We start from the raw sequence: 14,083 nt of genomic DNA, 5'->3' as shown, positions 1-14,083 counted from the left end.
TTGCAAGAGTCGCGGGTTTTTTTATGGCCCTCGGGCTTACCCGCCTGCGGTACCGGGCTTGCCCGCCAATTGCCTCGTTACCCCGCGGCGGGTAAAGTGCCGCTCCCCCCGATTCGCCTGAGGTAGCACCATGAACCAGTCCTTTGATATTGCCGTGATCGGCGCCACCGGCACTGTGGGTGAAACCTTGGTGCAGATCCTCGAAGAGCGTGATTTTCCCGTCGCCAACCTGCACCTGTTGGCCAGCAGCGAATCGGCCGGGCACTCGGTGCCTTTTCGTGGCAAGAACGTGCGAGTGCGGGAGGTCGACGAGTTCGATTTCAGCAAGGTTCAACTGGCGTTCTTCGCCGCTGGCCCGGCAGTCACCTTGAGCTTCGCACCCCGGGCCACGGCCGCCAATTGTGCGGTGATCGACCTGTCCGGTGCCTTGCCTTCGGCCCAGGCGCCGAACGTAGTGCCGGAGGTGAATGCACAGGTGTTGGCCGGGTTGAAAAAGCCGCTGCAGTTGAGCAGTCCGAGTGCTTCGGCCACAGCCTTGGCGTTAGCGCTGGCGCCGTTGCAGGGGTTGCTGGACATTCAGCGGGTCAACCTGACCGCCAGCCTCGCGGTCTCCAGCCAGGGGCGCGAAGCCGTGACCGAATTGGCGCGCCAGACCGCCGAGCTGCTGAATGTTCGCCCCCTGGAGCCGCGTTTCTTTGACCGGCAGATGGCGTTCAACCTGCTGGCGCAAGTGGGCACGCCGGATGAGCAGGGGCATACCCTGTTGGAAAAGCGCCTGGTGCACGAGTTGCGTGAAGTCCTGGCACAACCTTTATTAAAGATTTCTGTCACTTGCGTTCAAGCCCCGGTATTTTTTGGCGATAGCTATAGCGTGACCCTGCAGTCCGCGACCGCTATCGACCTGGTGGCGGTGAATGCAGCGTTGGATGCGGCCCCTGGCCTGGAGCTGGTTGAGGCGGGCGACTATCCGACTGCGGTCGGGGATGCAGTGGGGCAGGACGTGGTTTATGTAGGGCGGGTGCGCGGCGGTGTCGACGACCCGGCGGAACTTAATCTGTGGCTGACGTCAGATAACGTGCGCAAAGGCGCGGCTTTGAACGCTGTGCAATTGGCTGAGTTGTTGATAAAAGACCTGCTGTAAAAGATACTTGGCAACAATTTGCAGAATGAATCTAGCCGGGCGCTATGCTTGGCCAGTTGCTGTAGGTGAGTGGCCATCAGGCCCTCCCGGGGCATGCAAGAATTAATCGCGCGCAATGCCATACGGCAGCAGCTACAACACCTTCTCGCTGGCCGAGGAATGTTCAGACAAAGGATGAGGCTATGGTTCAAGTTCGCAAACTGGTGTTAGCAATAGCGGCCGCCTCGGCGCTGTCCTCCGGTATGGCGCAGGCGCTTGGGCTCGGGGAGCTGACCCTGAAGTCGACGCTTAACCAGCCTTTGGTAGCAGAAATCGAACTGCTTGATATCAAGGACCTCACCGCCGCCGAGGTGGTCCCCAGCCTGGCCTCGCCGGAAGAGTTCGCCAAGGCCGGCGTTGATCGCCAGGCGTTTCTCAATGACCTGAGCTTCACTACGGTCCTCAATCCTGGCGGCAAGAGCCTGTTGCGGGTCACCTCGAGCAAGCCGCTGTCCGAGCCGATGGTCAAGTTCCTGGTCCAGGTGATGTGGCCCAATGGCCGGCTGCTGCGTGATTACAGCGTACTGCTGGACCCTTCCAAATTCTCTCCGCAAACCGCCGAAGCCGCCGCCAAGGTCGCGCCGCCTCAGCGGGCTGCGGTCAACGCGCCGGTCACCGGTGTGAGCAAGCCCAAGCAGTACACCACCTCGGCACGCGACACTTTGTGGGAAATTGCCGCCAAGGAACGCAACGGCGGTTCGGTGCAGCAAACCATGCTGGCAATTCAGGCGCTGAATCCGGATGCCTTTATCGACGGCAACATCAACCGGTTGAAGACCGGCAAAGTGCTGCGTCTGCCGGACCCTGTGCAAAGCACCAGCTTGCCGCAGCCCCAGGCGATCGCCGAAGTGGCTGCGCAAAATGCGGCGTGGCGTCAGGGGCGGCGTAGTGCCACTCGTGGCCAGCAACAGCAGTTGGACGGGACCAAGCGCGGCACTGCCAACCAGGCCACCGGCCAGGCTGCCAGCAAAGACAACCTGAGCCTGGTGTCGGCGGATGCGGGCAAGCGCGGCAAAGGGGCGGCGGGCGATAGCAAGGCGCTGAGCAACAAGTTGGCGGTGACTCAGGAAAGCCTGGATTCGACACGCCGCGACAACGAAGAATTGAAAAGCCGCATGGCCGATCTTCAGAGCCAGTTGGACAAACTGCAGCGGCTGATCGAGCTGAAGAACGATCAACTGGCCAAGTTGCAGGCCGAGGGTTCGGCAGCGCCGGCGACTCCGGTTGCACCTGTGGTCTCGGCCGAGTTGGTGAGCCCGCCTCCGGCGCCAGCAGCCCCGGCTGCCCCCGTGACGGACCCGGCGGCCACTGCCGCGCCTGTGACGCCTGAGCCACCGGCGGAGGCTGCCCAATCCGATGACAGCAAATTCAACGAGCTGCTGACCAACCCGATCCTGCTGGGCCTGATTGGTGGCGGTGCCGTCCTGGCGGCGCTCCTGCTGTTGCTGCTGGTGCGCCGTCGCAAGGCGGCCCAGGAAGCGGAAAAGCACCTGCGGATGGCTCGGGCCTTGTCCGAGGAAAATGATTTCGCCGCGGAAATGGACCTGCCGGAAAGCAGCTTCGAGGGCCTGGAAGTACCAGCGCCTAGCGTCAAGCTGGCGCCGAGGCCTGAAGTGGTCGTGGCTCCGGTTGTCGTAGCGCCACCTCCAGCGCCTGCCGAGCGTGCCCTGGATGTGCTCGGGCAAGCGCAGAACCATATCGACGCTGGACGTTTGAACCAGGCGGCCGCCATCCTCGAAGAAGCCGTCCCGCTGGAGCCTCAGCGCAGTGAGTTGCGCCTGAAGTTGATGGAGGTCTACGGCCTCCAGGGCGATCGCACCGCCTTTATCGCCCAGGAACGCCAGTTGGTGGCCAATGGCAAGAACCACGCGGAAGTCGAGCAGCTGAAAAGCCGCTTCCCGGCCATGGTCGCCGTGGCAGCCACTGCTGGTTTGGCTGCCGCTGCGGTGGCGGCTGAGTTGGACGCCGAATACGTCAAGGAACTGCTGCAGGATGAGCCGCAAGCGCCGGAGCCGGAACCAGAGTCTGTGATTGAAGGCCTGGATGCGGATTTCGACCTGAGCCTGGATGATCTGGAAGCCGTGTCGCCTGCGGTGGTGACGCCGGAGCCGGCGCCAGTGGTTGACCCGGTGGCTGAGCTGGATGAGTTCCCGCTGGACGACGACTTGAGTTTCGAGTCGGTCTTGCAGCAACAGACCGAGGCTCAAGACAACCTCGACGATCTGTCGGACTTTGACCTCGATCTGGGCGACGACCTGCCGGCCCAGAGCGACGAAGACTTCCTGCTCGGTCTTGAAGACGAGATGAAGGGCTTGCCGACCGGCGATGTGCCGACGATCACCGCTGAAGCCCTGGATGATCTGGATCTGCCTGCAGATTTTGACCTGTCCCTGGCGGATGAGATGGACGTTGCGGCTGAGCCCAAGGACGCCTTTGCTTCCGAGCTGGACGATGTCAACGCCGAGTTGGATCGCCTGTCGCAGAGCCTTGAGCAGCCAGCGCTTGATGAGCCGCGTTTCACGGCTGAAGACGCAGCGGCGAGCCTCGACGAGACGGACTTCGACTTCCTCTCCGGTACCGATGAGGTGGCCACCAAGCTGGACCTGGCCCAGGCTTACATCGACATGGGCGACAACGATGGCGCCCGGGACATCCTTGGCGAAGTCATCAGTGAAGGTAATGATGGCCAGAAAACCGAAGCCCAGGAAATGCTGACGCGTCTGGCTTGATTCTCGGCAAGGCAGTAAACAAAACGGCAGCCCAATGAGGCTGCCGTTTTTGTTTCTGCATCTGCCTGGCGCACTAGCACCCCATGCTTGTGCGCGAGCTCAGCTCAGCAGGTCTTCATAAAATGCGCCAAAGGGGCGGGTAGGGTGGGCGATCTGGATTTCCAGAATCCACAGGCCGACGTTCGGGCAGTCTTCAAAGGCTCCCAGGTCGCCGGCTCGGTAGATCGCATGGGGAAAGTCGCTGACGCGGTGGCCTTTGATCTCCAGATTGAGTAACCAGCCCATGGCGGTCGCCTGGGCTTCGGCGAAGCGATAGAGCTCGGGGCCGTTGACCTGATGGGTTTTCCAGTGGTCGTGCACCTGGTCGAAGAGGGTTTTGGCGGCCGCCGCGCACGCCTGCATCTCGGGGTCGTTGCCGGTGGTGAACGTGGCCCCGGCATCGGCTTCATGGCGATCCCAGACCACGCCCAGGTCGATAAAGAAAATATCCTGCTCGCCCAGAATCGGGTCGCCCTCGGAGCGCTGCTTGAAGGTTTTGAGGGTGTTGCTGCCAAAGCGGATCAGCATTGGGTGCCAGATTCGTTCCATCCCCAGTTCCTGCAAGATCGTCAGGCCCAAGGCCTTGGCGTCGGATTCGCGCATTCCGGGGGTGATCTGCCGGCCCATCTGCGCAATGGCTTCCCAGATCATGCGTTTGGCGTGGAGCATGCCGTCCAGGCTGTAGGCCAGGCCAACCGCTTCTTTGCTTATGGCGTTCATTCATCAGGTCTCGGTAGAGGGGCGAAGTTTTCGTTATGTATTTTTCTATATAGCGATAGTCGGGAAGTGATGCAATTGGCTTGCAGGCTTGGGGGTTTGAATGCCAATCAGCAACTAAAAGCCGGTCGTGCATGGCGTCTGTTTCCGGCGGCCTTATAATGGCCGACTTTGCGCATATCAGCAGGCTGTAACTTCTTGGCAAATATAGATAACCCGGCTGCCGAAATGGCGGCCGAAGGCTTTTCCCGCATCGCCCTGGGTGTTGAATACAAAGGTTCGCGCTACCGAGGCTGGCAGCGCCAGGCTTCCGGTGTGCCGAGCGTTCAGGAAACCCTGGAGCGCGCGCTGTCGAAAGTGGCTGACTCACCGGTGGTGGTCGCGTGTGCCGGGCGTACTGACGCTGGGGTTCATGCGTGTGGGCAAGTGGTGCATTTCGACACCCGGGCCGAGCGCTCGCTGAAGGCCTGGGTCATGGGGGCCAATATCAACCTGCCCCATGACATCAGTGTGAGTTGGGCACAGGTCATGCCTGCGCATTTTCATGCGCGCTTCAAGGCCATTGCTCGGCGTTATCGCTATGTGATCTACAACGATCAGATTCGCCCGGCCCACCTCAATGAGGAAATCACCTGGAACCACCGGCCCCTGGATGTCCAGCGCATGGCCGAGGCGGCCCAGTACCTGGTGGGTACCCATGATTTCAGTGCATTCCGGGCTGGCCAGTGCCAGGCCAAATCGCCGATCAAGGAGTTGCATCACCTGCGGGTCACCCGGCACGGCAAGATGATTGTGCTGGATATCCGCGCCAGCGCCTTTTTGCATCACATGGTGCGCAATATTGCCGGTGTGCTGATGACCATTGGGGCTGGCGAGCGGTCGGTGGAATGGGCCCGTGAAGTGCTGGAAAGCCGTGTTCGCCGCACCGGTGGGGTGACTGCGCACCCCTTTGGCTTGTACCTGGTGCAGGTGGAGTACAAGGATGAATTCCAGTTGCCGGAACGCTACGTTGGGCCACATTTCCTTACTGGTTTCTCGGAACTTGACGGCTGACGCTTGGAAAAGCATTTGCTACCATCCGGGACTTTCCGGATTTGCCCTGGGGTTTAAACGACATGTCAGCCGTTCGCAGCAAAATTTGCGGGATTACCCGCATAGAAGATGCGCTGGCAGCGGTCGAGGCCGGGGCGGATGCCATCGGCCTGGTGTTTTACGCCAAAAGCCCACGGGCGGTGACTGTGCAGCAAGCGCGGGCCATCATCGCCGCCTTGCCGCCTTTCGTGACCACGGTGGGTTTGTTCGTCAACGCCAGTCGCTGTGAGTTGGGGGAGGTCCTCGACGCGGTGCCCTTGGACCTGCTGCAGTTCCATGGCGATGAATCGTCCGCCGATTGCGAGGGCTATCACCGGCCTTACATCAAGGCACTGCGAGTCAAGGCGGGGGATGACATTGCCGCCAGTTGCGACGCCTATCCGCGGGCCAGCGGCATTCTCCTCGATACCTACGTTGAAGGTGTTCCCGGTGGAACCGGCGAGGCGTTCGACTGGTCCCTGGTTCCCCGGGGGTTGAGCAAGCCGATCATCCTCGCGGGTGGGCTGTCTGCGCAGAATGTGGCGCAAGCCATTGCCCAGGTGCGTCCTTATGCGGTGGACGTCAGCGGCGGTGTGGAGCAGGCCAAGGGCATCAAGGATCAGGCAAAGATTCATGCATTTATGCAGGCAGTACGCGGCAGCAGTGAGTCGATGTGACGGCTGGCAGTCTGCCGCCGTCCATAACACCACTGTACAAAACAGGCTGGCATCGTCCTCTGGACGGGCCGAGATTGAAGTGGCAACCGCTCTATCGCGGGTTGTCGGGATGGCTGAGGAACGATTCGAGACAGGCAGGTCGAGCCTTGTGCTGACCGCGGTAACGAAACGATCATCGCCGCACACATGAATTTAGCTCAAGGGCATACACGGGGCTGCGAACCAGAGCGTTCGGGCCGCCGGTACTGGAGAAAGAAAGCATGAGCAACTGGTTAGTAGACAAACTGATCCCTTCGATCATGCGTTCCGAGGTGAAGAAGAGCTCGGTGCCTGAAGGTCTTTGGCATAAATGCCCGTCCTGCGAGGCCGTGCTCTATCGTCCGGAGCTGGAAAAGACCCTGGACGTCTGCCCTAAGTGCAACCACCACATGCGTATCGGCGCTCGCGCCCGCATCGACATCTTCCTCGATGCCGAAGGCCGTGCCGAGTTGGGTGCCGACCTGGAGCCGGTTGACCGCCTGAAGTTCCGCGACGGCAAAAAGTACAAGGACCGCCTGGTGGGTGCGCAGAAGCAGACCGGTGAAAAGGATGCCCTGATCTCCATGAGCGGCACCCTGTTGGGTATGCCGGTGGTGGTGTCGGCCTTCGAATTCTCCTTCATGGGTGGCTCCATGGGCGCCATCGTCGGTGAGCGTTTTGTTCGCGCCGCCAACTACGCCCTGGAAAACCGCTGCCCAATGATCTGCTTCTCCGCCTCCGGTGGCGCGCGGATGCAGGAAGCCTTGATCTCCCTGATGCAAATGGCCAAGACCTCCGCGGTGCTGGCTCGTCTGCGTGAAGAAGGCCTGCCGTTCATCTCGGTGCTGACCGATCCGGTCTACGGTGGTGTTTCCGCCAGCCTTGCGATGCTGGGTGACGTGATCGTCGCTGAGCCAAAGGCCCTGGTGGGCTTTGCCGGTCCACGTGTGATCGAGCAGACCGTGCGCGAAAAACTGCCGGAAGGCTTCCAGCGCAGTGAGTTCCTGCTGGAGCACGGTGCAATCGACATGATCATCGCCCGTCAGGAGCTGCGTCCGCGCCTGGGTAACCTGTTGGCCCAACTGATGGGGCTGCCGACGCCAGAGTTCGTCGCTGCGCCTATCGAGCCGATCGTGGTTCCGCCGGCACCTGCCAGCCTATGACCCAGCGCACCCTGGGCGAATGGCTCGCCTACCTCGAGCAATTGCACCCTTCGGCCATCGACATGGGGCTGGGGCGCTCGCAAGAGGTAGCGTCCCGCATGGGATTGGGCAAGCCGGCGCCTCGGGTGATTACGGTGACCGGTACCAACGGCAAGGGTTCCACCTGCGCCTTCGTCGCCTCGCTGTTGCGGGCCCAGGGGTTGAAGGTTGGTGTCTACAACTCGCCGCACCTGCTGCGCTACAACGAGCGGGTGCAGATCGATGGTGTTGAAGCCACCGACGCAGCGCTTTGCGAGGCCTTTGTTGCGGTCGAGGCGGGGCGTGGCGAAATCTCTCTGACCTATTTCGAGATGGGTACCCTGGCGGCCTTCTGGCTGTTCCAGCATTCAGCGCTGGATGCGGTGGTCCTGGAGGTCGGCTTGGGCGGGCGCCTGGACACGGTCAACATCGTGGATGCGGACCTGGCCCTGGTGACCAGTATCGGCGTCGACCATGTGGACTACCTGGGTGATACCCGCGAATCCGTGGCCTATGAAAAGGCCGGCATTTTCCGCCAGGGCGCGCCAGCGCTCTGTGGCGATCTGAATCCTCCTCAACCTCTGCTGGACAAGGCGCGCGAGCTCAATTGCCCGTTTTTCCTGCGTGGTCGTGATTTCGACCTGGCGCAGGGCGACGCGCATTGGCAGTGGCGAGGCGTCGATCGGCGTGGGCAGGCGGTGGAGTTGCACGATCTGCCGTTGCTCGACCTGCCGATGGAGAATGCCGCGCTGGCGTTGCAGGCCTATTTGTTGCTGGACCTGCCGTGGCAGGCGCAACAGCTCATCGCCGCCTTGCAGCAGACGCGAGTGGTGGGACGCCTGGATCGTCGGCAATTCGACTGGCAGGGCAAGCGGCTGAATCTGCTGCTGGATGTCGGGCATAACCCTCATGCGGCCGAGTATCTGGCCGAGCGCCTGGCTCGTCGGCCGGTGGCAGGGCGGCGCCTGGCGGTGTTCGGCCTGTTGGCGGACAAAGACCTGGGCGGTGTGGTTGCCCGACTGAACGGCAGTGTTCATAGCTGGGCAGTGGCTCCCCTGGATTCCTCGCGGGCACGCCCGGTGGCAGATCTGCAAGCGGCCCTGGAGAACCTTGGGGCGACGGTGACGTCCCATGTCAGCGTGGCTGCGGCCCTAGATGCCCAGTGCGAGCAAGCCGCAGCCGAAGATGAAATTCTGCTGTTCGGGTCTTTTTATTGTGTTGCCGAGGCGCTTGAGTGGCTCGCCCGGCGCTCCACGGAGGAAGCTGCACATGGCAATGTTGGATAACGTCTATAAGCAGCGAATGGTGGGGGCCCTGGTTCTGGTGGCGCTGGCGGTGATTTTCCTGCCGATGCTGTTTTCTCGCGAGGACGAGCAGCGTCACGTCAGTGTCGAGGCGCCTGCCGCGCCCCAGGTTTCAGCGCTGCCTCAGGTTCAGGTTGAGCCAGTGGTGGTGCCCGAGCCCCAGGTGTTGCCTGAAGAGCCGCAGCCGATGGAGGAGGAAGTGGTCCAGCAGGTTGCCCCTTCGGCACCGGTGTCCCAGGTTCCTGTTCCGGTGGCGCCGCCGGTTGTTGCGAGCAAGCCTGTTGTGCAACCTGCGCCGGCGAAGCCGGTGGCGGCGCCCACTCAGCCCATCGCCGCGGCGCCCGTCAAGCCGGACACCACTCAAAGTCGAGTCGATGCCAATGGCCTGTCGGTGAGCTGGTCGGTGCAATTGGCCAGTCTGTCCAGTCGTGAAGGGGCCGAGAACCTGCAGAAAACCTTGCGTGCCCAGGGCTATAACGCCTATATCCGCTCTGCCGAGGGCAAGAATCGGGTATTTGTCGGGCCGCTGATCGAGCGTGCAGAGGCGGATCGCCTGCGTGACGTACTGGGTCGCCAGCACAACCTCAAGGGGTTCGTGGTGCGCTTCCAGCCTGAGCGTGGTTAAGGCTATCGACACGATTTGAAATGCACAGTGAATCGCAGCTTACCGACAGCCAAGCGCTCTGCTAAAATGCGCCGCCTTATCCGTCTGTAGGCTGCACTGTGCCATTTACCTGGGTTGACTGGGCGATCGTTGCAATAATCGCCATCTCCGCTTTGATCAGCTTGAGCCGCGGCTTCGTCAAAGAAGCGCTGTCGCTCCTGACCTGGATCATCGCCGGAGTCGTAGCCTGGATGTTTGGTGGCTCACTGTCCGAGTACCTCGGCGGTTATATCGAAACTCCCTCGGCTCGCGTGATCGCGGGCTGCGCAATCATGTTTGTCGCCACCTTGCTGGTGGGGGCAATGGTCAACTATCTCATCGGCGAATTGATTCGCGTCACCGGCCTCTCCGGGACCGATCGATTTCTCGGCATGGCCTTCGGCGCGGCGCGTGGCGCATTGCTGGTGGTCGTGGCGGTCGGGCTTCTGAGCCTGGGGCCGGTACAACAGGATTCCTGGTGGCAGCAGTCGCGGCTGGTGCCACAATTTCTATTGGTTGCAGACTGGTCCAAGAACCTCATTCTGGGGTGGAGCAGTCAGTGGCTGGCCAGCGGTATCAGCGTACCCGCTGAAATACCGTTCAAGGAGCACCTCTTACCGGCCAAAACGCCTCAGTAAGCGGTGATCAGTTCAGTTTCATTAAGTAGGGGTTGCGTCGCATGTGTGGCATCGTCGGTATCGTCGGTAAGTCGAACGTCAATCAGGCGCTGTATGACGCGCTAACCGTGCTCCAGCACCGCGGCCAGGACGCTGCCGGTATTGTGACCAGCCACGATGGCCGGTTATTCCTGCGCAAGGACAATGGTCTGGTTCGTGATGTGTTTCATCAGCGTCACATGCAGCGCCTGGTCGGTCACATGGGCATTGGCCATGTGCGTTATCCGACCGCAGGCAGCTCGACTTCGGCCGAAGCTCAACCGTTTTACGTCAACTCGCCGTACGGCATTACCCTGGCGCACAACGGTAACCTGACCAACGTTGAACAGCTGGCCAAGGAGATTTACGAATCTGATCTGCGCCACGTCAACACCAACTCCGACTCCGAAGTACTGCTCAACGTGTTCGCTCACGAGCTGGCCCAGCGCGGCAAGCTGCAGCCTACCGAGGAAGACGTGTTTGCCGCCGTGACTGATGTGCACAACCGTTGCGTTGGTGGTTACGCGGTCGTGGCCATGATCACTGGCTACGGCATTGTCGGTTTCCGTGACCCCCACGGTATTCGTCCGATCGTGTTCGGTCAGCGTCATACCGACGAAGGCGTCGAGTACATGATCGCCTCCGAAAGCGTGTCCCTGGACGTGCTGGGCTTCACGCTGATCCGCGACCTGGCCCCGGGCGAAGCGGTCTACATCACTGAAGATGGCAAGCTGCATACCCGTCAGTGCGCGACCAACCCGTCGCTGACCCCCTGCATCTTCGAACACGTCTACCTGGCGCGTCCGGACTCGATCATCGACGGTGTTTCGGTCTACAAGGCCCGCCTGCGCATGGGTGAGAAGCTGGCGGAGAAGATCCTGCGTGAGCGTCCAGAGCACGACATCGACGTGGTCATCCCGATTCCGGACACCAGCCGCACGGCAGCCCTGGAACTGGCTAACCACTTGGGCGTCAAGTTCCGCGAAGGCTTCGTGAAGAACCGCTACATCGGCCGGACCTTCATCATGCCGGGCCAGGCTGCGCGTAAAAAATCCGTACGCCAGAAGCTCAACGCCATCGAGCTGGAGTTCCGCGGCAAGAACGTGATGTTGGTGGACGACTCCATCGTGCGTGGCACCACGTGCAAGCAAATCATCCAGATGGCTCGTGAAGCCGGCGCGAAAAACGTCTACTTCTGCTCCGCGGCACCGGCCGTGCGTTACCCGAACGTCTACGGGATCGACATGCCGAGCGCCCACGAGCTGATCGCTCACAATCGTTCGACCCAGGACGTGGCGGACCTGATCGGCGCTGACTGGCTGATCTACCAGGACCTGCCGGACCTGATCGAGGCTGTCGGTGGCGGCAAGATCAAGATCGAGAGCTTTGACTGCGCGGTGTTCGACGGCAAGTACGTCACCGGCGACGTGGACGAGGCCTATCTGAACAAGATCGAGCATGCCCGTAATGACGCTTCCAAGGTCAAGACCCAGGCGGTCAGCGCGATCATCGATCTGTACAACAATTGATTTAGAGTTTTAAGACTAAGGAGTAGGCGGCATGAGTCAGGATTGGGATGCCGGTCGGCTGGACAGCGACCTAGACGGCGTAGCGTTCGACACCCTGGCCGTGCGCGCCGGCCAACACCGTTCCCCGGAAGGAGAGCACGGTGATCCGATGTTCTTCACCTCCAGCTACGTGTTTCGCACAGCCGCCGACGCGGCCGCGCGTTTCGCCGGCGAGGTGCCGGGCAACGTCTATTCCCGCTACACCAACCCCACTGTGCGTTCGTTTGAAGAACGTATGGCAGCCCTGGAGGGTGCAGAGCAGGCCGTGGCTACCGCCACCGGCATGGCGGCGATCCTTTCGGTGGTCATGAGCCTGTGCAGTGCGGGCGATCATGTGCTGGTGTCGCGCAGTGTGTTTGGCTCGACCATCAGCCTGTTCGAAAAGTACTTCAAGCGTTTTGGTGTCGAAGTCGATTACGTGCCTCTGGCGGACTTGTCCGGTTGGGATGCGGCGATCAAGGCCAACACCAAGCTTCTGTTTGTCGAGTCGCCCTCCAATCCCTTGGCTGAGCTGGTGGATATCGCCGCCTTGGCCGAGGTCGCTCACGCCAAGGGTGCGATGCTGGTGGTCGACAACTGTTTCTGCACTCCTGCGTTGCAACAGCCGCTGAAGCTGGGTGCGGACGTGGTGGTGCATTCGGCGACCAAGTTCATCGACGGCCAAGGCCGTTGCATGGGCGGCGTGGTGGCCGGTCGCAGTGAACAGATGAAAGAAGTGGTGGGCTTCCTGCGTACTGCAGGGCCGACCCTGAGTCCGTTCAATGCCTGGATTTTCCTCAAAGGCTTGGAAACCCTCAGCCTGCGGATGCGTGCCCACTGCGCCAATGCCCTGGCCTTGGCCGAGTGGCTGGAGCGTCAGGATGGCATTGAGAAGGTGCATTACGCCGGCCTGCCGAGCCACCCGCAATATGAGTTGGCCAAACGTCAGCAGCGCGGTTTTGGCGCGGTGGTGAGCTTTGAGGTCAAGGGCGGCAAAGAGGGTGCCTGGCGCTTTATCGACGCCACGCGCTTGATTTCCATTACGGCCAACCTGGGTGACAGCAAAACCACCATCACCCACCCGAGCACCACCTCCCACGGTCGCCTGGCGCCTCAGGAGCGTGAGGCTGCCGGTATTCGCGACAGCCTGATCCGTGTCGCTGTCGGCCTGGAAGATGTGGCGGACCTGCAAGCTGACCTGGCTCGTGGCCTGGCTGCTTTGTGATCGAGCTGTCTACGCAGCAGAGCGCTGCCAACGGGCGTGTCGCGCTGGTGACTGGCGCGGCACGTGGCATTGGCTTGGGGATTGCTGCCTGGCTGATCAGTGAGGGCTGGCAGGTCGTCCTGACCGATCTGGATCGCGTGCGGGGCTCCAAGGTGGCCAAGGTGCTCGGTGAGAGCGCCTGGTTTATCACCATGGATGTGGCCGACGAGGAGCAGGTGTCGCGCGGCGTGGCGGAGGTGCTGGGGCAGTTCGGTCGCCTGGATGCCCTGGTATGCAACGCGGCGGTGGCTGATCCTCACAACATCACCCTGGAAAGCCTCGATCTGGCGTATTGGAATCGCGTTTTGGCGGTCAATCTTGGTGGTCCCATGCTGCTGGCCAAGCATTGTGCGCCTTACCTGCGTGCCCACGGCGGTGCCATCGTTAACTTAGCCTCCACTCGTGCTCGGCAATCCGAGCCTGACAGTGAGGCGTACGCGGCGAGCAAGGGCGGCCTGCTGGCGTTGACCCATGCGCTGGCCATCAGCCTTGGTCCGGAGATTCGGGTCAATGCGGTGAGCCCCGGGTGGATCGATGCGCGGGATCCCGCGGTGCGCCGAGCTGATCCTCTGGCCGATACCGATCATGCCCAGCATCCTGCGGGGCGGGTGGGGACGGTCGAGGATGTGGCGTCGATGGTGGCATGGCTGCTGTCCAGAAACTCCGGCTTTGTCACCGGCCAAGAGTTTGTGGTCGATGGCGGCATGACCAAGAAAATGATTTATCGGGAATAAGGGTGCCCAGCAGTTGCACGTTGTAAGCGACTGCTTGGAGCGAAGGGTGGCGCTGGTGTTTTTCGGGTGGCTTGAAGCGTGTTGCTCAAAGCTGTTTTTGAAAAAACTCTAACGCTGCTATTGACTTAGCTTGGGTATCTGCGTAAATTTCGCGGCCTCAGCGAAGCAAAGGGTGATTAGCTCAGCCGGGAGAGCATCTGCCTTACAAGCAGAGGGTCGGCGGTTCGATCCCGTCATCACCCACCACTTCATGAGTGTCTTTCGCAAGAAAGGCGGAGGCTTCTTAGGAAGCATCCAACCGACGCGCAGCGGTAGTTCAGTCG

General features: G+C 61.3%; 12 protein-coding genes and 1 tRNA gene. 12 read left to right on the top strand and 1 reads right to left on the bottom strand.

The window, feature by feature from the left end:
• Positions 1-130: 130 nt before the first annotated feature.
• Positions 131-1,141: an aspartate-semialdehyde dehydrogenase gene (locus M1B34_RS31060; protein WP_268267114.1), complete on the top strand. Its 1,011-nt coding sequence runs from the start codon at positions 131-133 to the stop codon at positions 1,139-1,141.
• A 182-nt stretch (positions 1,142-1,323) separates the two neighbouring features.
• Positions 1,324-3,909 carry a motility hub landmark protein FimV gene (locus M1B34_RS31055; protein WP_268267113.1) on the top strand — a complete coding sequence of 862 codons (2,586 nt, stop codon included), beginning with the start codon at positions 1,324-1,326 and terminating at the stop codon, positions 3,907-3,909.
• A 99-nt stretch (positions 3,910-4,008) separates the two neighbouring features.
• Here M1B34_RS31055 and M1B34_RS31050 read toward each other — a convergent pair whose 3' ends face one another.
• Positions 4,009-4,668 carry a M24 family metallopeptidase gene (locus tag M1B34_RS31050; protein WP_268267112.1) on the bottom strand — a complete coding sequence of 220 codons (660 nt, stop codon included), beginning with the start codon at positions 4,666-4,668 and terminating at the stop codon, positions 4,009-4,011.
• 225 nt (positions 4,669-4,893) lie between these two features.
• On the opposite strand from M1B34_RS31050, the gene truA reads away from it, so the two are divergent.
• The 10 genes from truA (at position 4,894) to M1B34_RS31000 (ending at position 14,006) form a co-directional block, all read left to right on the top strand.
• Positions 4,894-5,718, top strand: a complete 825-nt coding sequence (gene truA / locus M1B34_RS31045) for a tRNA pseudouridine(38-40) synthase TruA (RefSeq protein WP_425273560.1) — start codon at positions 4,894-4,896, stop codon at positions 5,716-5,718.
• A 62-nt stretch (positions 5,719-5,780) separates the two neighbouring features.
• Complete coding sequence (locus M1B34_RS31040) at positions 5,781-6,413, top strand: phosphoribosylanthranilate isomerase (protein WP_268267110.1); 633 nt, start codon at positions 5,781-5,783, stop codon at positions 6,411-6,413.
• Between the two features lie 260 nt (positions 6,414-6,673).
• Positions 6,674-7,594, top strand: a complete 921-nt coding sequence (gene accD, locus M1B34_RS31035) for an acetyl-CoA carboxylase, carboxyltransferase subunit beta (protein ID WP_123330821.1) — start codon at positions 6,674-6,676, stop codon at positions 7,592-7,594.
• Positions 7,591-8,898: a bifunctional tetrahydrofolate synthase/dihydrofolate synthase gene (folC, locus tag M1B34_RS31030; protein ID WP_268267109.1), complete on the top strand. Its 1,308-nt coding sequence runs from the start codon at positions 7,591-7,593 to the stop codon at positions 8,896-8,898. The genes accD and folC overlap by 4 nt, the downstream gene beginning before the upstream one ends.
• Positions 8,882-9,541: an SPOR domain-containing protein gene (locus M1B34_RS31025; protein ID WP_268267108.1), complete on the top strand. Its 660-nt coding sequence runs from the start codon at positions 8,882-8,884 to the stop codon at positions 9,539-9,541. The genes folC and M1B34_RS31025 overlap by 17 nt, the downstream gene beginning before the upstream one ends.
• 98 nt (positions 9,542-9,639) lie before the next feature.
• Positions 9,640-10,197: a CvpA family protein gene (locus tag M1B34_RS31020; RefSeq protein WP_016968003.1), complete on the top strand. Its 558-nt coding sequence runs from the start codon at positions 9,640-9,642 to the stop codon at positions 10,195-10,197.
• A gap of 41 nt (positions 10,198-10,238) precedes the next feature.
• On the top strand, positions 10,239-11,744 hold the full coding sequence (purF, locus tag M1B34_RS31015; RefSeq protein ID WP_268261890.1) for an amidophosphoribosyltransferase: 1,506 nt from the start codon (positions 10,239-10,241) through the stop codon (positions 11,742-11,744).
• A gap of 31 nt (positions 11,745-11,775) precedes the next feature.
• Positions 11,776-12,987 (top strand): O-succinylhomoserine sulfhydrylase, encoded by a 1,212-nt coding sequence (locus M1B34_RS31010; RefSeq protein WP_123330829.1) that lies wholly within the window; start codon positions 11,776-11,778, stop codon positions 12,985-12,987.
• A complete protein-coding gene (locus tag M1B34_RS31005) occupies positions 12,984-13,760 on the top strand; it encodes an SDR family oxidoreductase (RefSeq protein ID WP_268267107.1) in 777 nt (258 codons plus the stop codon). Before M1B34_RS31010 ends, M1B34_RS31005 begins: the two co-directional genes overlap by 4 nt.
• A 170-nt stretch (positions 13,761-13,930) precedes the next feature.
• Positions 13,931-14,006 (top strand) — tRNA-Val (locus M1B34_RS31000).
• The last annotated feature ends 77 nt before the right edge of the window (positions 14,007-14,083 follow it).

The organism is Pseudomonas morbosilactucae, assembly GCF_023241715.1.
GTDB classification, from domain to species: Bacteria; Pseudomonadota; Gammaproteobacteria; order Pseudomonadales; family Pseudomonadaceae; genus Aquipseudomonas; species Aquipseudomonas morbosilactucae.
The sequence above is the reverse complement of the archived record's forward strand: the minus strand, read 5'-3'. Positions and strand labels throughout refer to the sequence as shown.